The organism is Candidatus Aeolococcus gillhamiae, from assembly GCF_016464765.1.
In the GTDB taxonomy this organism is placed as follows: domain Bacteria; phylum Chloroflexota; class Dormibacteria; order Aeolococcales; family Aeolococcaceae; genus Aeolococcus; species Aeolococcus gillhamiae.
Genome location: NZ_JAEKNS010000110.1, coordinates 1 through 20,438 on the forward strand (window position 1 = coordinate 1; position 20,438 = coordinate 20,438).

Below are 20,438 nucleotides of genomic sequence, written 5' to 3' on the forward strand. Positions count from 1 at the left end.
GTACACTCGCACGGCAGAGGTCGGGGGTTCGAGTCCCCCCCGCTCCACTGGGGCGAAGGGGGGAATTGAGTTCCCCCTCGCTATTCCACGCGAAGGACGACGGGTCTCGTCGCTGCCGGGCGGCGGCGGCGGCGCTTGCGCAGGTTCACGATGGTGCTGGTGTCCGCGGGCGCCGCCGCCCGCGTGATGCGGTCGCGGCCGCCCTGCTTGGCGACGTACATGGCCCGGTCCGCCGCCGCGATCAGAGGCTCGAGGTCGCCGGCGTGCTCGGGGTAGGCGGCGATGCCGATCGAGGCCGTGAGACGCGGCAGGCCGCAGCCCTCGGGGAGGGCGATGTCCCGCACGGCCACGCGGACCGCCTCGGCGACCACCGCCGCGCCATCCGCGTCGCAGTCCTGGAGGAGGGCGACGAACTCCTCGCCCCCGAGCCGCACCACGGCGTCCATGCCCCGCACGGTGGAGCGCAGGCGCGCTGCCACACGTTGGAGCACGAGGTCGCCGGCGGCGTGGCCGCCACCATCGTTGACCCTCTTGAAGTGATCGAGATCGATGAGCAGGAGGGAGAGCGGCTTGCCCTCGCGTGCGGCTCGCAGGAGGTCGCGCTCGCCGGTGTCTCGCAACCAGCGGCTGTTGTACAGGCGGGTCAGTGGATCGGTCATGGCCGCGCTGAGCAGCTCCGAATACAGCTGGGCGTTCCTCCACGCCGCAGCGGCGATGTGCGCGAAGAGTGAGGCAGCTTCGACCTCCCGGTCGCTGAACTGACCCAGGCCGAGCCGCCAGCAGTTGATGATGCCGAGCTTGTGCTCGCCGGCGACCAGCGGGATGAGCAGGAGGGACTCGTCGACCACCGGCGTCCCGGGGACCTGCCGGGCCAGCGGATGCTTGGACGTGTCGGGGACGTTCTCCGGCCGGCCCCTCGCGAAGGCCCACCCGGTGAGCCCCGCGTCGAGCGAGAAGCTGTCGGCCAGCAGCTCGTCGCGGTCGGTCCCGGTGGCGTACATCGGCACCATGCGGTGGGTCTCGTAGTCGGCGGCGAAGATGGCCATCTCGCTGACCGGCACCACCCCGAGCATCAGCTCGGCCATCACCCCAACGATGCGCACCGGGTCGTGCTCGTTCTGGAGTGCCAGGGCAGCGGCGCTCAGCGCTCGCGGCAGCCCGCGTCCGCGCAGTGAGGGCGGTGCGGCGGCTCGGAGACTCGGCGCGTCGCCGGGACCCGCTGTGTCGGGCTGAAGGATCTCCCGGGTACGCGACACGTGCTGGCGCGCGAACCAGGCCGCGTCGACCACCTCGACTCTGTCGTGGCCGTCGAGCGCCGCGGTGAGCACGGGCATTCCCGGCAGCCACCCCTGCCCGAACATGACCCCGAGCGTGGAGAGCATCTCCCGCTCGGCCTCGGTCTCGATGCCCTCGGCGATCAGCCGGGCGCCGATGTGGCCGCTGAACGAGAGCAGCGCCACCACCAGCGCGCGGCGCGCCCGGTCCGAGTCGACGGCATGGATCAGCGAGCGGTCGACCTTGATGAACTCCGGGCGCAGCTCGGCGATGACGCGCATGCTCGCGTGCCCTGCGCCGGCGTCGTCGACGGCGATCCGGAAGCCTCCGGCGCGGACCTCGGCGGCGATCCGTTGCAGACGGGCGAGGTCGGTCACCGGCTCGCGCTCGCTGAACTCGAGCACGACCGAGCGGGGATCGACTCCGGCCTCGCGGACGGCGTCGTTGAGCGCCGCCATGCCGGCTCGGTCGAGCAGGGTGCCGATCAGGACGTTGACGAAGAGATCGGCCTCCCCCAGCTTCGGTGCCTCGGCGAGCGCTGCGCGCAGACAGGCGAGGTCGACGCGGTCCTGCATGTTGAGCGAGGAGGCCGACGCGAACAGCTCGTCGGGGGTGCGCACCTGGGCGCGCGGAGGGAAGCGCGCCAGGGCCTCGTAGCCGATGACGCTGCGATCGTGCAGCCGGATGATCGGCTGCACCGCGGCCGCGATCGAGTTGTCCATGAGCAGGGAGTCGAGAACCCGGCGCAGGCGGGCGTTGGGGCGCGCCGGGGTGAGCGTCGGGAACCGCTCCACGTCCGGCTGGCGGTCGGGGGCCCAGGCGGCCGCGAGCATCGCTGCGGCCGCCTCGATGGTCGGCACCATCTCGTCGGAGACTCCGGGGCCCCAGGCCGCGACCACCGCCGAAACCCGATCGCGGCTCATCACCGGGACGGAGATCACCGCGCCCTCGTCGCCCGGGCTAGGCAGGAACTGAGTCAGATCCGACGCGGAGTTGAGGCTGCGCAGCGTGGCGACCGCTCCCGCAGGTCCGTGGTACGCGGAGCGCAGGTGCACGGGGTGGCGAAAGGCATCGACGCCCTCGAGCGGGATCCTCATCCCGACCAGGCGGGTCGCCAAACTCGCCGGCAGCCGCAGACCGAGCTCGGACGGCACGTTGATGGCCACGATCACCGCCACGTCCGCATGGATGGTGGCCACTGCGCCAGCGAGGCCCAGGGGCGCCATGGCGCGGACCACCTCGAGCGCGGCCGCCTCCGCATTTCCGATCCCGGGCAGGCGTTGTCCCAGGCGTGTGAGGGTTGTCAAGCGCGGGTCGTCGGAAAGGCGCACGCGATCAGTGTGGTCGGGCCCCATTTGCGGGCCGTGACGAACCCGTCGCGTCCCGGCGGCGGATCGGCACGCGCGCCGTCGTCAGTGGCTGGAGAGAGCCGACGCGATGTGGGCGCGGAGGTTGTCGGGGCTCAGCTCACCGACCAGCTCGGCGGCCACCTGCCCGGTCCTGTCGACGACGAAGGTGGTCGGTGGACCGGCGACCTCGAAGTCGACCACGACGGTTTGCTGGGCGTCGATGAGGTTGTCGTAGGGGACCGCATAGCGGGCGACGTACGCCTGGGCCGCCCCGCGATTGACGTCGACGCTGACCCCGAGGAAGTGGACGCCGCGGGCGACCTCCTGCCGGGCCAGCGCGTTCACCGCCGGCTGCTCGGCCTGGCAGGGCGCGCACCATGACGCCCAGAACACCAGCACCACCACCGATCCCTGCAGCGCGGCCAGCGACTGCCGATGTCCCTCCAGGGACGTCCCGGCGAGCGCTGGTGCGGTGTCGCCGGGATGCACGCCGACACGCGGGGTGGCCGCGCTGCCGCCGGCGCTGCCGCATCCCGCCACAGCGAGTGCGGCGACCAAGCAGAGCTGCCGAGCCAGCCGCACCCGCGGAGCCGGCGTCAGCCGCCCAGCAGCGCGGCCGCGGCGGCCAGCGCGAACACCGCGGCTAGGTAGAGCAGCGAGTAGTGGAAGAGGCGGGCCACCCCGCGCACGGTGCCACCGCGGAGCGCGCGCACCGCCAGCGCCAGGTAGTAGAGGTTGAGGCCGGCGACGGGGACGGCGTAGACGAGACCGAAAGCCAGGCCGGGCAGCAGGCTGACAGGCACGAGCACCAGCAGGTAGGCGAGGATCGCCCTCAGGGTGGCGCGCTCGCTGGCGACGGCAGGCAGCATCGGCACCGTGGCGCCCGCGTAGTCACGGCGGTACACGAGGGCCAGCGCCCACGAATGCGGCGGCGTCCACAGGAACACGACGGCGAACAGCACCACGGCCAGCCAGCTGATGCGACCGGTGGCGATCACCGCGCCGACCAGCACCGGGACGGCCCCGGCGGCGCCACCGATGACGATGTTCTGGGACGTGCGCCGCTTCAGCGTCATCGTGTACACACCGACGTAGTAGGCGGTTCCGAGCAGCGCCAGCCCAGCCGCTGCGGCGCTGGCAGCCCACCAGAGCACGACTGCCGCCACGGCGTTGAGGACAAGCCCGAACACCACGGCGTGCCACGCGCGCAACCGGCCGCTGGGAAGTGGCCGACTGGCGGTCCGCCGCATCACGGAGTCGATGTCCCGATCCCACCAGCAGGTGAGCGCACCACTGCCGCCGGCGGCGCAGAATCCGCCGACCAGCGCGGCGAACAGTTCGCGCAGGCTGGGCAGCGCTCGCGCCACCACCACCATCGCGGTGAGCTCGGTGATCAGCAGGAGCACGATGATGCGCGGCTTGGTGAGGCTGACGAGGTCGCGGGCCACGGTACGCGCACGCGACACCGGTGCGCCCAGCGGCAGCCGCACCGCTGCGGGCCGTGCTCCGGCGCGCGCGCTCACGCGCGCACCTTGGCGCCCGCCTGGGCCTCGGCTGCGGCCAGACGTGCGTCGTTCTCGAACCAGCGCGCCATGATCCAGACGATGGCGGCGACGAACGGGATGCTCGCCGGCACCCACATCACGCCCGCCGCCAGCTGCTGATCCGCGCCGGCGCTGAGCGTGCCGCCCCCCGGGTAGGCGTACAAAACGGCGGGCGCGTAGCCGATGTACACGGCCAGCAACCAGCTGCCCACCAGGCCGCCGAGCACCACGATCGAGCGGCCGATCATGCCCAGCGCGGGTTCGGCGGATGCCCGTGGCAGCGCGGCGGTCCAGAAGAGCAGTCCGACAGCCAGGAAAGCAGTGTGCTCGAGGTTGTGCACCATCTCGTCACGGAGCGTCAGGTTGTAGAGCGCCGGGATGTGCCACAGCCACATGACCCCCACGAACATGATCACCGCCGCAGAGGAGGCGAGCGTGCGACGCGAATGCGTGGTGAGCACGCTCTGCGGCTTCCTCAACAACGCGCGCAGATGGGTTCCCAGCGCTTCCAGCGCCGTCTCCCACGGACGCGCGAGCACCATGAGCGGTGCGGCCACCACCAGCAGGAGGACGTGCTGGACCATGTGCACCCACTGGAGGCGCAGCGCCCCCTCGTCGAGCGGTGAGAGAAGCGCGACGAGGATGACGGCCACGCCGGCGGCGAGGAAGGCCTTCTGCGCCGCGGTGGGCGCGCGTTCCGGTGCCGTCGCCGCCAGCCGCCGCGCGCCTCGGTCGTAGAGGAGCACAGCAACAGCCGCAGCGATCAGCGGGACGGGCTCCGCGTACCATCCGCCGAACAGCGAACGCAGGACATCCATGGCCGGTCAGCCTCGGGGCTCTAGACGAGCCGCGCGAGCAGGAAGACGAGGGTGGACACGACGAGCAGGTAGCCCCAGTACTCGGCAAAGCCGCGCAGCTGGCGCGCCGCCACCAGTGGATGGGCAGCGCGTCGACCGGGGAGCACCACGGTGAACAGCCAGAGAACGCCGACCAGCGCTTCGATGATGAGGATGCCGAACCACATCTCGGTGACCGCTGTGTAGGTGCCGTGGTTGATCACCCAGCCGCTGCCGAGGTGGTATTGGTACCAGACCCGCCCCACGCCGGCAGCGAGCGCCAGGAGCAGGGCGATCACCCCCACCACGCGGTGAGTCGAGCGGTCTTCGTGGAACAACCCGATCGCCGCGATGACGGCCACAAGACAGGCTGCCTGGAGCACCAGGATGATGGCCATTCCCAAGCCGGAAAGGTCGCCGATGCCGTCGGGACGCCACATGCCGCCGTTGTTGTTGGCGCGCAGGTACAGGTAGGCGAACAGCATAGCGAGCATCAACATGGTGTTGGCCGCGAGGAAGAGCCGGACGCCGACCAGGAACGTCCGCCGCTGGGTGTTCTCGTCGGTCTGGTACACGAGCGATGTGTCGGTGCTCATTCGCTGACCCCCTCGGGCATGGTCATGCCGCCACCCAGGACCGCGGGCTTGGGATCGTCACGGTCGTAGTCGTAGGAGAGTCCCCAGTGCTGCGGCGGCGACTCGAAGTTGTGCACTGGAATCGGGGTGGGCATGCGCCATTCGTTGCCGCGCGATTCCCAGACGTTGGCGACGCGCGCCCGCGCCGGCTTGACGATGGTGTCCATCAACAGCATGACCAAGAAGTACAGCATGCTGGCGCCGAGGATGAACGAGAACAACGACGCTGCCACATTGAGCCCCTGCAACCCTGGGTCGTAGCTGACCACCCGCCGGGGCATGCCGAGGATGCCGACCGCGATCAGCGACAGGAATGTGCCGTTGAAGCTGAGGAACATCACCCAGAACTGGATCTTGCCGCGCCGCTCGTTGAGCGCATGTCCAGTGATGCGCGGCAGCCAGAAGGTGATGCCGCCGATCAGGGCGAAAACCTCCGCTCCCATGATGGTGTAGTGGAAGTGCGCCTGCACGAAGTAGCTGGCGTGCAACTGGAAGTCACTGGGCACGTCGGAGAGGAAGACGCCGGTGAAACCACCGATGAGGAAGTTGAAGAGGAATCCCATGACGAAGAGCATCGGCACCGTGAACCGCGCCCGGGCTCTCCACAACGTCCCCATCGCGACCAGGTACACGATGCTGGTCGGGATGGAGATAGCCTCGGTGGAGAAGGTGTAGAAGGGGCGCAGGCTCGGCGCGATGCCGCTGACGAAGAGGTGGTGCTGCCAGACGAACCAGCTGAGCACGCCGACCCCGATCATCCCGCCGATGGCGACGCGATAACCCCACAGTGGTTTGCGCGCAAACACGGGAAGCATCTCGAGCATGAGCCCGAATGCGGGCAGGATGAAGATGTACACCTCCGGGTGACCGAAGAACCAGAAGAGGTTTTCCCAGAGATAGGGGCTGCCCCCGCCGGCCGGGACGAAGAAGGTGGCCCGGCCGATGCGGTCGAGCACCTCCATGCCGATCACCGCCACCAGCACCGGCGCGGCCAGCATGCCGAGGAACGAGGTGACGTACACGCCCCACACAAAGATTGGCAGCTGGGTCATGCGTAACCCCGGTGCTCGCTGCGTGATCACCGTGGCGATCATGTTCAGCCCCGAGAGGAAGATCGAGATGCCGATCAGGCCGAAGGCCACCAGGTACGCATCCATGCCGCGCACCGCCTCGTCGGCTAACGGCGCGTAGCCGGTCCAGCCGGTGGGGAAACCACCGACGAAGATGCTGGAGAGGAGGATCAGCGCCGCCGGCGGGAGCAGCCAGAAGGTGAGCGCCTCCAGGCGCGGGAACGCCATCCCGCGGGCTCCGATCATGATCGGCACGAAGTAATTGCCGAATGGCCCGATGATGGCGGCCGAGGCCATGAAGATCATGATCACGCTGTGCAGTCCGACCACAGTGAGATAGGACTCGGCTGACGCCGTCGAGGGATTGGGCCGGAGCAGCTCCGCGCGGATGAACATGGCCCCGAGCCCACCGATGAACAGGAACGCCAGGATCACCACGAGGTACTGCACGCCGATCACCTTGTGGTCGACGTTGAGCCGGAAATAGCGCTTCCAGCCGCCCTCCTCGCCGTACAGGAAAGCCTCGTCCTCCGGAGTCGGGCGGCGCAGGCCGAGCAGGCGGGCGATCGGGTAATTGAAGAATCCCATGCCCGCCAGGAATCCCACGGCGCTGCCCACGTAGCCGATGATCAGCGCGGCGTTGGAGTTGTTCGAGTTGGCGTCAGCAGGAACCAGGTGCTCACCGATCTGAGCACCGAGGATGAAGCCCGCGAAGGCGCCGACGATCCCGAGGACGACGCCCCACTGAGCAAGCGCCTCCGAGAGCCGGCGTGGCCGCGGAGCAGCCGGTGCAGCCGCCATGGTGGTCATGTCAATCCCTCGTTGTCACGCATCGGGAGCGTCTCTCAGGTCCCGTATGCAGACGGAGCGGGCTGGTAGGTGTGGCTGTAGGGCGGCAGGAATTTCATGATCGGCACGTCCGCAGCCTGCTGCTGCTGTGCCCAGGCCGTGAAGTCAGCCGCGCTCATCACCTGCGCGCTGTTGTCGTCCATCGATCCGTGCCACAGACCGCAGAGCTCGCCACACACCACCCGATACGTCCCCACCTGTGTCGGCGTCAGGTCGAAGGTGTTGTCGTGCAAGGGCACCGCGTCCGCCTTGATACCGAGCGCTGCCAGCCAGAAGGAGTGGGTGACGTCGAGCGACGTGACATGGAAGTCGATGGTCCGGTTGACCGGGACCACCAGGTGCGGACTCTCCATGCCTCCGAAGGTTGGGTACCGGTAGGTGAATTGCCACTGCTGGGCGATCACCTGGACCTCGAGCGGGGTCGTCTCCGCAACTCCGCCGGTGGCCCCGTTGGCCGTGGCGCGGCCCTCCAGCCCGAAGACCTCGGCGGTGCCCTCGTTGGAGAGCGTCAGCGTCCCCACGATGCCAAGGGCCAGCACGATGGCGGTGACGATCCCGATCCATGTCCCCGCCAGGCGCGGGTTGCCGCGGATCCTGTCGTTTGACGCCGGCGGGGCGTTGGGATGACGGCGGCTGAGCAGGACGGTGCCGACCACGCCCACGATCGTCAGCGTGAAGATCGGCCACGCTGCCCAGGTGATCAGCCTGATCGTGTCCTGGATGCTCTTGGAGACGTTGGACGACGCCTGAGGCGGAAAGTTGAGCACCGCGATGAGCACCGTGCCGGCGGCGACGACGACGACCCAGATGACGGCGAGGCTGATGACCAGGCGCCGGTTGGCCGGGTCGCTCACGGTCCCACCTCGATCTGGCCGTCCATGTAGCCGAGTGTCTGCATCGGGCCCCCCAGGCCGTACAGCGTGCCGGCGCCGCAGGGCACGAAGCACTGCCAGTGGTAGATCCCTGATGCCGGGACCTTGAAGCTGAACTGAACGAAGTTGTCAGTGTTCTTGGGGTTGCTGGCATCGACACCCGGCAGCGGGACGTTCACTCCGAGGTCGGGAACCGAGAAGGTGTGCGCCGCCAGGGTGGGGTCGATCGCCTGCATGGTCTTGCCGGTCACCCCGCCGGCTGAGGGGTCGGACGTGTACACGGTCATCGAGTTGCCGATGGTGCCGCGCACCAGACCGAGGTACTCGTTGCGCAGTCCGGTCGGCGTGTCCTGTTGGTCGATGGTCATCCGCACGGTCGCGTTCGGCGGCACTTTGAAGAACGTGGTCGGGAGGTACCCCACCCAGTTCGGATGGTCGCCCTGCATGACTGCGGCCACGGTGCTCACCTTGATGTCGACGATGGGCCCGCCATCGGCGCCTTGCTGACCGGAGGCGACCGCGGTGATCGGGGTCGGCGAGTTGTGCATCCAGGCGGCCACGAAGGAACCGATGGCCCCCCCCGCAACCAGGAAGGCGACCACGGTCAGCACGCCTCTGCGATTCATGGCGTCACCTCGATGAATGGGCGGTGATGGCTGATGCGACGGCCGCGATCGGCAGCGGGGCGTTGTAGGCCACAGAGATCAGGCCTTGCGGATTGACGACGTACAGCGACTGGTCGTGGAGGACGTCACCGCTGGTGGGCTGGACCGCGATGTGGTACGTCGCCCACACCGCCCGCAGCTGTGCCTGGTCGCCGAGCAGCCAATGCCACCCGGGTTGCCAGCTGACGTGCGAGGTGAAGTGCGCGACATCGGCCGCCGAGCGGCCGGCTGCGACACTGACGACTAGAAGCACGGGCCTGACGTTGGCGGGAAGGTTCGCTTCGACGCTGCCCAGTTGCTGTCCCATGATCGGGCACTGCGCCGTGCACTGCGGATCCATGAAGGTGATCAACACCTCCTTGCCGCGCAGCGACGAGAGCGAGACGGCCGTGCCCGCCTGGTCGGGAAGCGTGAAGTCGGGCGCGACCTCGGGCTGACGTGACACCGGAGGCAGGTACTGCGCCGCCGCCGGCGCCGCCGCGACGGCGGTGTGGGTGAGCACGCGGCTCACCGCGACCGTGCCGACGAGGCCCACGACCAGAGCCAGACCACTCACTGCGAGCAGGGGTGTTGAGAATCGACGGCCCATCACTTGGGCGAACGAGTCACGCCCCTCGGTGGTCACTTCTCTGTCTCGGCACCTCTGCAAAACGGCGACCGCCCCAACGACATCGAAACGAACGTACTGACCATCCTACCGGAGTCGCGGGTCCGTCGAGAGTTGACGAGAGCGTCAGGTACAGTGACCGCCGTGGCTGACGGCGGCGGGCGGATCGTGGTCTCGGGCGTGACCAAGGTCTTCGGAACCGTTCACGCCGTCGAGGATCTGACCTTCACGGTGGAGCCCGGGACCGTCACCGGCTTCCTCGGACCCAACGGCGCCGGCAAGACGACCACCATGCGCGTGTTGCTCGGGCTCGCACAGCCAACCTCCGGAGCAGCCACGGTTGCCGGAGTGCCGTACGCGCAGCTCTCACACCCCGCGCATGTCGTCGGCGCTGTGCTCGAGTCGACCAGCTTCCATCCGGGCCGGTCCGCCGTCAACCATCTGCGCGTCTACGCCGCCGCTTGCGGCGTCAGCGACACGCGTGCATACGAGGTCCTCGCGCTTGTCGGCCTTGCGGGAGTCGCACGGCAGGCGGTCAAGGGGTTCTCGCTGGGGATGCGCCAGCGGCTCGCGCTGGCGACCGCTTTACTCGGCGACCCACGCATCCTCATCCTCGACGAGCCCGCCAACGGGCTGGATCCCGAGGGGATCGTATGGCTGCGCGGATTCCTCCGCCACCTCGCCACCGATGAGGGACGCACCGTGCTGGTCTCCAGCCACGTCCTCTCTGAGGTGGAGCAGACCGTCGACCGCGTGGTGATCATCGCCCGTGGCCAGCTGGTGCACGAAGGGACGCTCGGGGAGCTGCGTGGCAAGGGGACGACCGCGGTCCTCGTCGATACCCCGACGCCTGATCGGCTGGTGCAGGCGCTCGCTCCACTCGGCTTCACGGTCACGCCGAGCGCCACAGCCGTGCGCGTGGCCGGCGCCACCGCGCCCCTGATCGGTCACGCAGCGTGGCAGGCCGGAATCGAGCTGCACGGTCTGCGCGAAGAGAGCTCCAGCCTCGAGTCGGTCTTCCTCGAGCTGACCGATGACCCGCCCGCGGCAAACCAGGCTCCGGGGTGGACGGGGTGATCGCGCTGCTGCGTTCGGAGTTTCGCAAGGTGGCAACCATCAAGCTGTGGTGGGGCATGTTGCTCGGCTCAATGGCTGTGGCGGCGCTGAGCGTGGTCGCTCAGATCGCCACCAACGGGCTGCGCAACAACCCGGCAGCGCCGCTCAGCAACCCGATGACGCAGCGATCTGTCTTGTCGTCGGCGGTGAGCGGCTACATCTTCTCGGTGGTGGTCGGGATCATCCTGATCACCACCGAATATCGGCATTTCACCTCGCGTCCGACGTTCCTCATCGAGCCCCGACGGGCTCGGGTCATCGCCGCCAAGTTGGTGGTCGCTGCGGGCGTGGGGTTGCTGTACGGGATTGCCTGCGTCGCCGTGGCGGTGGCGGTGACCGTTCCGTGGCTGTCGGCGAAGGGCATCGCCATCGCCTGGGTGGCCAATGGGTTGATCGTGGTCATGGTTGGCGCACTGGGCGCAGTGGCCATCTTCGCAGTGGTTGGCGTCGGTGTCGGCGTGCTCTTTCGCAATCAGATCTCGGCGGTGATCACCACGCTCGCGTATCTGTTCGTCGTGGAACCGTTGATCGCGGTCATCCCTGTCATCAAAGAAGGCTACCGCTACCTGCCGGGCGCGGCCGCGAATGCACTCACCGGCGTGGCGAGGAACCAGGTCCTGCTCCTTCCCAACTGGCAGGGCGGGCTGCTGCTCCTGGGCTGGGGCCTGCTGTTCGCGGCGCTCGGCTGGATCCTCACGATCCGCCGAGACATCCCTTAAGGCGAAGGGGGAACTGCGTTCCCCCCTCGGGCACCCCCCCGCTCAGCGGTGTCGGCTCCGGCGACGTGAAGTCGCCTGCGCCGACGGTTCTCACAGGAGCCGCGGTTGCTCCCAGGGCTTGCCGAGCACATGCTCGTCGAGGAAGGCGAACACTGTCTGGTACCAGAGCCGGGCGTTCTGCGGCTTGAGGATCCAGTGGTTCTCATCGGGATACACGAGCAGCCGCGAGGGCACGCTGCGCAGCTGCAGCGCGAGCCACAGGCTGTGACTGTTGCTCACCGTCACCCGCTGATCGCGCGCGCCATGGATCACCAGCATGGGAGTGCGCAAGGCGTCGGCGCGCAGGTGCGGTGACTGGTGTCGCCACGAGTCCTCATCGCGTCGCGGGTCGCCGAACTGCCGCTCCATGAAGAAACCGACATCGCTCGTGTCGTGCTCCATCGCCAGGTCCCACACGCCGGCGTGGCTGACGATGGCGCGGAACCGATCGGTGGTGACCGCCAGCCAGTTGGCCATGTAGCCGCCGTACGAACCGCCCAAAGCGGCGATCCGTCCTTCGTCGATGTCGTCCCGAGCTGTGATCGCGTCCATGGCGGCGAGGATGTCACCGGCCGGCAGCGTGGCCCAGTCCGTCCACGCCGCGGCGATGAGGTCGTGGCCGTATCCGGTCGAGAGGCGCGGGTTGGGCAACAGCACAGCCCAACCGCGGGCGGCGAGCAGCGCCGCCGACCAGCGCCAGTGCCATCCCGTCCACGAGCTGATCGGACCGCCGTGGATCAGGACGGCGAGAGGAAGCGGCGTCTCCGCCGGTGCGCGCGGCAGCACCAGCCACGAGTGGATGGCTTCCCCGTCGTCACCTGCACTGGTGATCTGCTCGAGCCGCGTTCCTGTGGCAGTGGTGGGGATGGGGTTCGGCAGCGGCCGCGGGCGCTGATCCGAGCCGCGCACGTCGAGCGCGACCGCGGTGGGCGGCTCGTCGATGTGGGATCGGATGGCGTACAGCGTTTCCCCGTCCGGTCCCAGCGCCAGGTTGCGGTACGCGCCTGCCGCGGTGAGGCGGCTGACCGTGCCGTCGAGGCCGACTCGGAACACCGGCGTGTGCCCGCGCTGGTCGGCGCAGACCAGGAGTGCGTCGGCGGGGCGCGTCCAGAGCACCTCGAGCGCCCGCTCTTCCCACCCCGGCGCCACCTCCTTCACCGCGCCGGTGGCCGCGTCGACGAGCACGAGGTGAAACCGCGACGGCCGGTCGGGCGCACCGATCTCCGTGGTTGCCACCGCGATGGTCGAACCGTCCGGTGACCAGGCCAGTGCCTCGTGCTGCACATCCGCGTCGACTAGGACCCGCACGACGCTCTCGGTCATGGTCTCCACCATCGCCAGGTCCGTCTTGAAGTGGCCGCCCGCATTCGGCTGCGCGCCGAACGCCACCCTCGAGCCGTCCTCCGACAGCGACAGGTGAACCTCCTCCAGCCAGCCGGCCCAGGGCGGCCGGGGCGTCAGGTCGCGTGGCTCGGCGATGTCGGTGCCGTCGAGGTCGATGGCGAGCAGACGCGGCTGCCGGGGACCGATGTCATGGTCCCAGTAGCGGTCGGGGTAGTGCTCGACAAGCCGCGCCTGCACGCCGGCGTCCATGCGCGCCTGCTCGCGCGCCCGATCCTCCTGCAGCGTCGTACTCCCCGGATGCATCGCTGTGGTGACCACCACGGTTGCGGAGTGGCGCGCGCTGAGCACCTCGCTGACGCCCGCTCCCGGCGCCACCACGAGGCGCGGCCGCTCGTCACCAGGGCCGAGAACGTACAGCGCGTGCGGCTCGCGGGATGCGCCGCCGCCCGTCGTCATCTCACCACTGACGCCGGAGGCCTGTGCAGCGTCCGCCCCATCGGCAGCGGGGCGGGGTGCGGTGAGCAGCAGCGATCCGTCAGCGGTGAAGCCGCGCGCGGTCTCGTCGGCACCGTTGCGGCTGAGCCGGCGCGGCGCGCCGTCGCCGGTGGTGGGCACCTCCCAAATGGCTCCCACGAAGCTCTTGCCGTCCGCGGCGACGGTTTGGATGGTGAGCGCCAGCCGGGCGCCGTCCGGGCTGACGTGCAGGTTGAGCAGCCGCGGCATCGCCAGGAATGCTTCGAGGTCGAGCCCTTCAGACACGGCCGCCAACCCTACTCAAGCGGCCCTGCCGCCGTGCGACGATCTCAGCCGTGGACCGGCTGTGGGCACCGTGGAGGGGCGTGTACGTGAGTGACGCCGGCGCTGCGGCGGGGTGTTTCCTCTGCGCCGCCGCCGCTGGACAGGACGACCAGCTGGTCGTCGCCCACGATGCGACCACGGTCACCATGCTCAATCGTTACCCGTACAACACCGGGCACCTGATGGTGGCGCCGATCGACCACGTCCCCGACCTCCTCGCCGCGGGCGACGGTGGCGCGGCGGCGCTCATGGTGGCCGCGCGTCGGGCGATGCGGGCGCTCCAGGATGCGATGAACCCGGAGGGGTTCAACGTTGGGGTCAACCACGGGAGCGCCGCAGGGGCGAGCATCGAACACGTTCACCTGCATGTCGTGCCCCGATGGGGCGGCGACACCAACTACATGCCCGTGATCGGCCGGACCAAGGTGCTCCCGGAGCTCCTCGAGGCGACCGCGGCTCGGCTGCGGACAGCGTTCGCCGCGCTCACCTAGCGCTCGCGGCCGGGTGTCTGCTAGGCGCTGCCGTTCGAACCGGCCGCCTGGTCGGCGGTCTCGGTTGACGGATCGAGGTGCGCCATGGCGAACTGGCTGAAGCTCGGGGCCGGTTCGCCCTCGGCTTCAGTCTGATCCTCCTCACGCGGCGAAAAAGGGGCAGTGGGGCGAGCCGGGGGGGCGGGCGCCGCTGACTTCGCCGGCGAGCGTGTTCCGGTCTCATGGGCTTCGCCGCTGAGGCGGCGGTAGACGGCCATGGCGAGCTCGAGCTCGGGGATCTCGCTCTCGACCTCGGTCAAGGAGGCGTGCACCCATTCGAGGGAATGCATGTGGTGGGTGACCTGGCGCAGGTGCTCGGCCCGCGCGTCGGCCTTGTTGAGGAACGTCTTGGCGCCGTCCTCGAGCGATCCGCCTTCGGAGTTGAGGCGGCGGTACACGGCCATGGTCAGCTCGAGCTCCGGGATCTCGTGTTCGACCTCACGCCGAGAGGCGTTGGTCCATTCGAGGGAGCGAAGGTTGTGACTGAGCTCGCGCAAGTGCGCGGCCCTTGTCTCGGCTGCGTCGACGAAGGCGAAGTTGTTCATGAGTGCAATGGTGCCGCGGCCGGGGCGGCCGGTCCGTTCCTGCCCGGTTACGGACCTGTGCAGATTCCGCAGCGACGGGCGGATGCGCCGAGGTCCGGGGAGTTCAGGGCGCGCGATCCGGTATAGTCCCGGCCTCGTGGGTTCTGTGATCAAGAAGCGGCGCAAGAAGATGCGCAAGCACAAGCATAAGAAGATGCTGAAGAAGACTCGCTGGCAGCGTCGCGGCTAGACCGGACCTACGGCGAGGCGCCGTGCGGCGCTGAATCAGCACTGGCGCCCATACCATTGCGCGCATGGCCGCCCCACGCGTCCTGGTCGCCGACGACGATGTCAGGCTCACCCAGCTGGTCTCTCGCTACCTCACCATGGAGGGGTATGAGGTGGAGACCGTGGCCGACGGGCTGGTCGCCGTCGAGAAGGCCCTCGCCGAGCCTCCGCCCGACCTAGTCGTCCTCGACATCATGATGCCGGGCATCGACGGCATCGAAGCCTGCCGGCGGATCCGCTCCAACTTCGCGACCTCCCAGCTGCCGATCCTCATCTTCAGCGCGCTCGGCGAGGAGGGGGACGCCGCCCGCCTGGCCGGGGCCGACGCGATGCTCAAGAAGCCCTTCACCCTGCCGGTGCTTGGCCAGGCGGTCCAGAAGCTGATCGGCCCCTGAGCCGTCCGCGGCTCAGCTCAGGCGGGGGGGCCCGAGGTCAGCGTGACCGTGGCGGTGTGGGACGCGCCGGCCGTGTCCGTCCAGCTGACCGACACCGAGGAGCCCGGGTCATGGGCGACGATGGTGTTGCGCAGCGCGCTGCTGCTGCTCACCGCGGTTCCATCCAGTGAGGTGATGAGCGAGCCAACCGTGATGCTGGCGCCCGCCGCGGGGCTGCCGCCCTGGACGATGACAACCTGGGCACCGCCCTTGCCGTCCTGGCTCTGGACCCCGAGCAGGGCGCGCGTGCTCCCCACATGGACGGTACTGGTGCTGTGCCCGGACTGGATCTGCCTGACCACCGTCATCGCCTTGTTGATCGGGATGGCGTAGGCGACCGTCGAGGTCTGCTGCGACGAGCGGCCCCCGGCTGACTGGGCGGCGGTGTCCATGCCGATGACGGCTGCTGAGCTGTCGACCAGAGGGCCTCCGGAATCACCGGGCTGGATGGGAGCGCTGACCTGGATCAGCCCGCTGACCGTCTCCACGTCGGCACCGCTCTGGTCGCTGGCGGTGATGGTCTGGTTGAGGTTGGTGACGATGCCGGTGGTGACGGCGGGGGTGGTGTTGCGGCCCAGCGCGTTGCCGAGTGCAACCACGGACTGACCGCGGGCCACCGTGGACGAGTTGCCGAGGCTGACCGTGTGGAAGGTGCCACCACCGTCGATCTGCACGAGCGCGACATCCTGGGTGAGGCTGTAGCCGACGACGTGTGCGCTGTAGATGGTGCCGGTGCTCGGCACCTGCACCTGGATGCTGGTCTCGCCGTCGATGACGTGGTTGTTGGTGAGCACCTCACCTGTCGAGGTGATGACCATGCCGGTCCCGGCGGCGCCCCCGCCACTCGACAGCGTGACGTTGATGTTGACGATGCCGGGAGTGACCTTGGCGGCGACGCCGCTCGTGTCGCTCGGCACGCCGGTGGACGGGGTGGCGTTGCCCGTGTCGCCTCCGATGCTGCCCCCCGGCACGGTGACCGAAGGGATCAGAGCAGTAGTCGAGCTCGGCGTCGACGGCGAGGTGACCCGGGCGGCGGTGACACCGGCGCCCACGCCAACCGCAAACAGCCCGGCCAGCGCACCAGCGACGACGCGGCGGCTACGCGCACGGTGAGGGGGCGACGGCTGCCAGGAGGTCTCGCCGGCGAACCCCCACGGGAGCGGGGGTGGGGGAGGAGGAGGGGGCGGCACGGCGCCATACCAGGCGTTGGCGGGCGGCCCGGCCGGCGCGGCCCCGGACGAGGGAGGGGAGGTGGTGTTGGGGTCGAGGCCGTCGCTCTGCACGACGCTATGGTGCCCCCCGCTGCCTTGCAACAAACTGACGAAGTGCTGTGAGGTTGCTGAGACGGGCTCGCCCGCGCTCAGCGATCCGCGGGGGTGTCGCCCGACGCCGTGCGCCGCCAGATGAACAGCGCGATGACCATGGCCACCACCAACACGATCAGCAGGAGCAGCTGGACCCAGTAGACGACGAAGTCCGGGCCGCTGTGCAGCGTGTCGCTGCTGGCGGTGAGGATGAGGATGCGTCGCACGCCGGCGATCAGGCCGACGATGAGGAACGGCTCGGCAGCGAGGGTGTGGTCGCGCAGCGTGACACGCACGGTGTGCAGCAGCTCGACCACCATGAAGACGAGGAGAGTCTCGTCGAGCACGCGCACTACCAGCGGATGGATGTTGTTGATGTCGAATGTCTTGCTGATGTCGATGCCGGCACCGAGGAGAAGAAGGACGCCGCTGCCGATCAGGAAGACGGCGATGACCGCGTAGATGGCGTCCTCGATCATCTCCAGACCGGCGAGCGCGCGGCCGTTTCTGCGCCGAGCGCCGTGCGGGTTCACGGGTGAGATGCTAGCCGGGCTGTACCGCCCAATTGTCAACCTCAGCGCGGGGTAATTCGCACCAGCATCTTGCCGGTGTTCTCGCCGCGCAGCAGCCCGATGAAGGCGTCTGGCGCCTGTTCGATGCCGTCGACGATCGTCTCGCGCGTGCGCACCGCGCCGCTGGCCAGCCAGGTACCGACCTCTTTGATGAACGCGCCGTAGCGGTCCATGTGGTCGAGGATGATGTACCCACGCAGCGTCAATCTCCGCGGCACCACCAACCCGAGGTTGCGCGGCCCCGACGGCGGCTCGACGTTGTTGTACTGTGAGATCGCCCCGCACAGAGCGGCCCGGCCATGGTCGTTGAACTCGTTGATCGCGGCTTCGAGGTGGTCGCCGCCCACGTTGTCGAAGTAGACGTCGATGCCCTCGGGCGCGGCGGCGCGGAGCTGATGGCGCACCGGGGCGGCCTTGTAGTTGAAGGCGGCGTCAAAGCCGAGATCGTCCAGGACGTGGCGCACCTTCTCGTCTGAGCCGGCACTGCCGATCACCCGTGCGGCGCCGCGCAACCTGGCGACCTGCCCGGCCACGCTTCCCACCGCGCCGGCGGCACCGGAGACGAAGACGACGTCACCCTCCTTCATCTGAGCGATGTCGACGAGCCCGATCCACGCCGTGAAACCGGTCGTGCCGAGCACGCCGAGGTACGCCGACGGGGGCGCGCGCTGCGGATCGACCCTGCGGAATTCGCCCGCCTTGCCGGTGGCGTACTCGCGCCACCCCTTCTGGTGCAGGACGGTGTCACCGGCCGCCAGCTCTGGCGACCGCGACTCGACCACCTCGCCGACGGCGCCGCCGTTCATCGCCTCGCCCACCTCGAAGGGAGGTAGGTACGACTTCACGTCGTTCATGCGGGCGCGCATGTACGGGTCCACCGATACGAAGGAGTTGCGGACCAGCACGTCGCCGTCGCTCGGGGCGCGCACCTCCGCGTCGACGAGCGCGAAGTTGTCAACGGTCGGTTCACCTACGGGACGGCTGGCGAGGTGGACCTCGCGACCCCGGGTCATTTCGACGCGACGAAGTGATCGATCAGGCGGTGTGCATAGAAGTCCTCCCAGGCGGCCTTCTGCGCGCCGCCGGAGTATTCCTTGTCGAGCGCGACCAGGATGTAGACGAGCTCGCTGCGCACCGGAGTCGTGCCCAGCAGCTCGGGCAGCTCGGAGAGGTCGATCAGCCACTCCGCGTACCACGACGCCCAATCAGGGTCATCGCCGTCGACGATGCGGAAGACGCGGTGGTGCGTCGCCGATGCCTCGTGGAGCAGCTCGCAGATCTGCGTCGCTGTGTCGGTCATAGGCGCCGGCCTCGCACCACCATCACTCCTCTCATTGGTGGAGCCAGGGGGACTCGAACCCCCGACCCCTTGCATGCCATGCAAGTGCTCTCCCAACTGAGCTATGGCCCCGCCGACGGATGGTAGCAGCGTAGTGAGCGCCGACAAACCGCGCCGTCTAGGACCGCCTGCGGCTTTCGAAACATGTGTTAACGCGCTTCACATTTGCCCACCCCCCTGTCCAACGCGCACAATGCCTTCGGGCACAAGCTTGTGCCGTGCGGCCCGCCGACTGGCGGCTGTCGCTAAAAAGAAGGAGAACGACGGCATCATGCTGCAGGTCGACCGCGCGTCCACCTCCGCCGAGCGTCAATCGCCGCTGGTTCTCGCTGCCCAACGCCTGGTTGGACGCATCGAAGGACTCGTCCTCGAGGTGGCCAAGCTGCGGGCCGACAACGCTGCGCTGCGTCGCGAGGTGAGAGACGCCGTGGCGCTCCTCGAGACCGCCGGCTCCGCGTCCGGCAATGGACGGCGAGCCGCCCGCGCCACGACCGCGGTCAAGTCGGCCTCCCCCCGCCGCCGCCGCCGCGCCCACGCCCCCAAGGGTCGCGCCACTCCAGCCGAGGTGACCGCGGACGTGGTCCGCGCCGTCCTCGTCAAGCTGGGTGAGTCGACGGCCGCGGAGATCGCCGCCGAGATCACCTCCGCCGGTGCGCCGGTCGGCGGCCGCGCGGTCCGCTTCCTCGCTGAGCGAGCGGGGGCAACCACCCGGGTAGGTGAGGACGGTCAGCGCCGCTACCGGCTCGGGTAGCGACGCCGCGTCATGCCGCCGGCGTCGCGTGGCGGGCCACGGCTAGCACACCGCCGATGATCAGCAGCGCGCCGAACAGCTGCAGCCAGGTGGGCCGTTCGGACAGCACCAGCGCCGCCAGGCCCAGCGCCGCGACCGGTTGCAGCAGCAGCATCAGCGAGGAGATCGCGCGCGGCAGCCGCGGGAGCGACGAGGTGATGAACATCCAGCCGATCGTCTGGCTGGTCACCGCCAGGAGCAGAAGCCAGCCCAGTGACCTCAGTGGCGGCGCCAGCGTCAGGCTTCCGAAGACGGCGCCGAGCACCAGCGACCCCACCGCCGCGCTGGCGGTGGCATCCAGCAGCGGTCCGGCCACGTGAGGGGTACCGGTGGCGCCGCGGAGGATGAGCAGGAACGCGGCGTAGGCGAGCGAGGTCCCCACCCCGAAGACGATTCCCTCGACGGGATGGCCGCCGAATGACGGCCGGCCCGCCAGCCCGGAGACGAGCACCACACCGGCGAAGATCACCGGCAGCGCCAGGGCGAACCGCCGTGAGGGCCGCTCGGAGAAGAGCACCCACGCGGCGGCCGCCACGAAGACGACCTGGAGGTTGCCGAGCACGGTGGCGATGCCAGCGCCCACCTCGTTGATGGCGTGGGTCCAGAGGACCAGGTCGACAGCGAAGAACACACCGGCAAGGACGGCCGTCGTTCGTGCCCGCGCGGCTCGCGGTCCCAGACGGCGGTGCTCGCGAAGCGCCAGCGGAACGAGCAAAGGCAGGGCGAGTGCGCAGCGGAAGAAGGCGGTGGTCGCTGCGCCGCTCGCGGCGAGCTCCACGAGGACGCCGGAGGACGAGATGCACAGCGCCCCGATCGCGGCGATGAGGACGGGCCGCTCGCCGGCGCGCCGCCGCCACCCCGCGGATGCCGCCAACCTCTCAACGTCGGTGACCGCCATGCCTCGTACGATGCCCGATGACGCAGTCCAGGGGTCAGACT

22 protein-coding genes and 1 tRNA gene are annotated in these 20,438 nt (G+C 69.2%); 6 read left to right on the top strand and 17 right to left on the bottom strand.

Going from position 1 to position 20,438, the window contains the following annotated elements; all coding sequences use genetic code 11:
• Nucleotides 1-80: 80 nt before the first annotated feature.
• The 9 genes from JF886_RS10465 to JF886_RS10505 all read right to left on the bottom strand — a co-directional run bounded on the left by JF886_RS10465 (nucleotide 81) and on the right by JF886_RS10505 (nucleotide 9,720).
• Complete coding sequence (locus JF886_RS10465) at nucleotides 81-2,606, bottom strand: diguanylate cyclase (protein ID WP_337312203.1); 2,526 nt, start codon at nucleotides 2,604-2,606, stop codon at nucleotides 81-83.
• Nucleotides 2,607-2,687: 81 nt separating this feature from the next.
• Complete coding sequence (locus tag JF886_RS10470) at nucleotides 2,688-3,206, bottom strand: TlpA family protein disulfide reductase (protein WP_337312205.1); 519 nt, start codon at nucleotides 3,204-3,206, stop codon at nucleotides 2,688-2,690.
• A gap of 14 nt (nucleotides 3,207-3,220) precedes the next feature.
• The gene (locus tag JF886_RS10475) at nucleotides 3,221-4,147 is read right to left on the bottom strand and encodes a heme o synthase (RefSeq protein WP_337312207.1); all 927 of its coding nucleotides are present in this window, start codon (nucleotides 4,145-4,147) and stop codon (nucleotides 3,221-3,223) included.
• A complete protein-coding gene (locus JF886_RS10480; protein ID WP_337312209.1) occupies nucleotides 4,144-4,986 on the bottom strand; it encodes a cytochrome c oxidase assembly protein in 843 nt (280 codons plus the stop codon). Before JF886_RS10480 ends, JF886_RS10475 begins: the two co-directional genes overlap by 4 nt.
• Nucleotides 4,987-5,006: 20 nt before the next feature.
• A complete protein-coding gene (locus JF886_RS10485; protein ID WP_337312211.1) occupies nucleotides 5,007-5,600 on the bottom strand; it encodes a 5-oxoproline transporter, DUF979 family subunit in 594 nt (197 codons plus the stop codon).
• On the bottom strand, nucleotides 5,597-7,519 hold the full coding sequence (locus JF886_RS10490; RefSeq protein ID WP_337312213.1) for a cytochrome c oxidase subunit I: 1,923 nt from the start codon (nucleotides 7,517-7,519) through the stop codon (nucleotides 5,597-5,599). The genes JF886_RS10485 and JF886_RS10490 overlap by 4 nt, the downstream gene beginning before the upstream one ends.
• Before the next feature lie 35 nt (nucleotides 7,520-7,554).
• A complete protein-coding gene (locus JF886_RS10495; RefSeq protein WP_337312215.1) occupies nucleotides 7,555-8,412 on the bottom strand; it encodes a cytochrome c oxidase subunit II in 858 nt (285 codons plus the stop codon).
• Nucleotides 8,409-9,056 carry a hypothetical protein gene (locus tag JF886_RS10500; RefSeq protein ID WP_337312217.1) on the bottom strand — a complete coding sequence of 216 codons (648 nt, stop codon included), beginning with the start codon at nucleotides 9,054-9,056 and terminating at the stop codon, nucleotides 8,409-8,411. Before JF886_RS10500 ends, JF886_RS10495 begins: the two co-directional genes overlap by 4 nt.
• Before the next feature lie 4 nt (nucleotides 9,057-9,060).
• Entirely contained in the window at nucleotides 9,061-9,720 is a 660-nt protein-coding gene (locus tag JF886_RS10505) for an SCO family protein (RefSeq protein WP_337312219.1), read from the bottom strand.
• 126 nt (nucleotides 9,721-9,846) lie between these two features.
• On the opposite strand from JF886_RS10505, the gene JF886_RS10510 reads away from it, so the two are divergent.
• Nucleotides 9,847-10,779: an ABC transporter ATP-binding protein gene (locus JF886_RS10510; RefSeq protein WP_337312221.1), complete on the top strand. Its 933-nt coding sequence runs from the start codon at nucleotides 9,847-9,849 to the stop codon at nucleotides 10,777-10,779.
• Nucleotides 10,767-11,537: an ABC transporter permease gene (locus JF886_RS10515; protein ID WP_337312223.1), complete on the top strand. Its 771-nt coding sequence runs from the start codon at nucleotides 10,767-10,769 to the stop codon at nucleotides 11,535-11,537. The genes JF886_RS10510 and JF886_RS10515 overlap by 13 nt, the downstream gene beginning before the upstream one ends.
• 90 nt (nucleotides 11,538-11,627) lie before the next feature.
• Here the strand turns inward: JF886_RS10515 and JF886_RS10520 are convergent, their stop codons facing one another.
• Nucleotides 11,628-13,679 (bottom strand): S9 family peptidase, encoded by a 2,052-nt coding sequence (locus tag JF886_RS10520; protein WP_337312225.1) that lies wholly within the window; start codon nucleotides 13,677-13,679, stop codon nucleotides 11,628-11,630.
• A gap of 50 nt (nucleotides 13,680-13,729) precedes the next feature.
• Between JF886_RS10520 and JF886_RS10525 the strand changes: the two genes are divergently transcribed.
• Nucleotides 13,730-14,209, top strand: coding sequence for an HIT family protein (locus tag JF886_RS10525; RefSeq protein WP_337312226.1), 480 nt, complete (start codon nucleotides 13,730-13,732; stop codon nucleotides 14,207-14,209).
• Nucleotides 14,210-14,229: 20 nt separating this feature from the next.
• Here the strand turns inward: JF886_RS10525 and JF886_RS10530 are convergent, their stop codons facing one another.
• Nucleotides 14,230-14,793 (bottom strand): hypothetical protein, encoded by a 564-nt coding sequence (locus JF886_RS10530; protein WP_337312227.1) that lies wholly within the window; start codon nucleotides 14,791-14,793, stop codon nucleotides 14,230-14,232.
• Between the two features lie 136 nt (nucleotides 14,794-14,929).
• On the opposite strand from JF886_RS10530, the gene JF886_RS10535 reads away from it, so the two are divergent.
• Nucleotides 14,930-15,022 carry a 30S ribosomal protein bS22 gene (locus JF886_RS10535; protein WP_337312231.1) on the top strand — a complete coding sequence of 31 codons (93 nt, stop codon included), beginning with the start codon at nucleotides 14,930-14,932 and terminating at the stop codon, nucleotides 15,020-15,022.
• Between the two features lie 64 nt (nucleotides 15,023-15,086).
• Entirely contained in the window at nucleotides 15,087-15,455 is a 369-nt protein-coding gene (locus JF886_RS10540) for a response regulator transcription factor (protein WP_337312233.1), read from the top strand.
• 17 nt (nucleotides 15,456-15,472) lie between these two features.
• On the opposite strand, the gene JF886_RS10545 is transcribed toward JF886_RS10540, so the two are convergent.
• The 5 genes from JF886_RS10545 to JF886_RS10565 form a co-directional block, all read right to left on the bottom strand.
• On the bottom strand, nucleotides 15,473-16,777 hold the full coding sequence (locus JF886_RS10545; protein ID WP_337312235.1) for a S1C family serine protease: 1,305 nt from the start codon (nucleotides 16,775-16,777) through the stop codon (nucleotides 15,473-15,475).
• Between the two features lie 77 nt (nucleotides 16,778-16,854).
• Nucleotides 16,855-17,331 carry a phosphate-starvation-inducible PsiE family protein gene (locus tag JF886_RS10550; protein ID WP_337312237.1) on the bottom strand — a complete coding sequence of 159 codons (477 nt, stop codon included), beginning with the start codon at nucleotides 17,329-17,331 and terminating at the stop codon, nucleotides 16,855-16,857.
• Nucleotides 17,332-17,372: 41 nt separating this feature from the next.
• Nucleotides 17,373-18,383 (bottom strand): NADP-dependent oxidoreductase, encoded by a 1,011-nt coding sequence (locus JF886_RS10555; RefSeq protein WP_337312238.1) that lies wholly within the window; start codon nucleotides 18,381-18,383, stop codon nucleotides 17,373-17,375.
• The gene (locus JF886_RS10560; protein ID WP_337312240.1) at nucleotides 18,380-18,670 is read right to left on the bottom strand and encodes a hypothetical protein; all 291 of its coding nucleotides are present in this window, start codon (nucleotides 18,668-18,670) and stop codon (nucleotides 18,380-18,382) included. Before JF886_RS10560 ends, JF886_RS10555 begins: the two co-directional genes overlap by 4 nt.
• Before the next feature lie 35 nt (nucleotides 18,671-18,705).
• Nucleotides 18,706-18,781, bottom strand: a tRNA-Ala gene (locus JF886_RS10565).
• A 199-nt stretch (nucleotides 18,782-18,980) separates the two neighbouring features.
• Here JF886_RS10565 and JF886_RS10570 point away from each other — a divergent pair.
• Nucleotides 18,981-19,460, top strand: coding sequence for a hypothetical protein (locus JF886_RS10570; protein ID WP_337312242.1), 480 nt, complete (start codon nucleotides 18,981-18,983; stop codon nucleotides 19,458-19,460).
• Nucleotides 19,461-19,470: 10 nt separating this feature from the next.
• Here the strand turns inward: JF886_RS10570 and JF886_RS10575 are convergent, their stop codons facing one another.
• The gene (locus tag JF886_RS10575) at nucleotides 19,471-20,397 is read right to left on the bottom strand and encodes a DMT family transporter (RefSeq protein WP_337312244.1); all 927 of its coding nucleotides are present in this window, start codon (nucleotides 20,395-20,397) and stop codon (nucleotides 19,471-19,473) included.
• Between the last annotated feature and the right edge of the window lie 41 nt (nucleotides 20,398-20,438).

What these genes read in the sequence shown, in the direction of transcription:
- JF886_RS10480 (WP_337312209.1), bottom strand. Translation starts at nt 4,986, where the DNA reads ATGGATGTCCTGCGTTCGCTGTTCGGCGGATGGTACGCGGAGCCCGTC.
- JF886_RS10485 (WP_337312211.1), bottom strand. Translation starts at nt 5,600, where the DNA reads ATGAGCACCGACACATCGCTCGTGTACCAGACCGACGAGAACACCCAG.
- JF886_RS10490 (WP_337312213.1), bottom strand. Translation starts at nt 7,519, where the DNA reads ATGACCACCATGGCGGCTGCACCGGCTGCTCCGCGGCCACGCCGGCTC.
- JF886_RS10500 (WP_337312217.1), bottom strand. Translation starts at nt 9,056, where the DNA reads ATGAATCGCAGAGGCGTGCTGACCGTGGTCGCCTTCCTGGTTGCGGGG.
- JF886_RS10530 (WP_337312227.1), bottom strand. Translation starts at nt 14,793, where the DNA reads ATGAACAACTTCGCCTTCGTCGACGCAGCCGAGACAAGGGCCGCGCAC.
- JF886_RS10540 (WP_337312233.1), top strand. Translation starts at nt 15,087, where the DNA reads ATGGCCGCCCCACGCGTCCTGGTCGCCGACGACGATGTCAGGCTCACC.
- JF886_RS10555 (WP_337312238.1), bottom strand. Translation starts at nt 18,383, where the DNA reads ATGACCCGGGGTCGCGAGGTCCACCTCGCCAGCCGTCCCGTAGGTGAA.
- JF886_RS10560 (WP_337312240.1), bottom strand. Translation starts at nt 18,670, where the DNA reads ATGACCGACACAGCGACGCAGATCTGCGAGCTGCTCCACGAGGCATCG.
- JF886_RS10570 (WP_337312242.1), top strand. Translation starts at nt 18,981, where the DNA reads ATGCTGCAGGTCGACCGCGCGTCCACCTCCGCCGAGCGTCAATCGCCG.
- JF886_RS10575 (WP_337312244.1), bottom strand. Translation starts at nt 20,397, where the DNA reads ATGGCGGTCACCGACGTTGAGAGGTTGGCGGCATCCGCGGGGTGGCGG.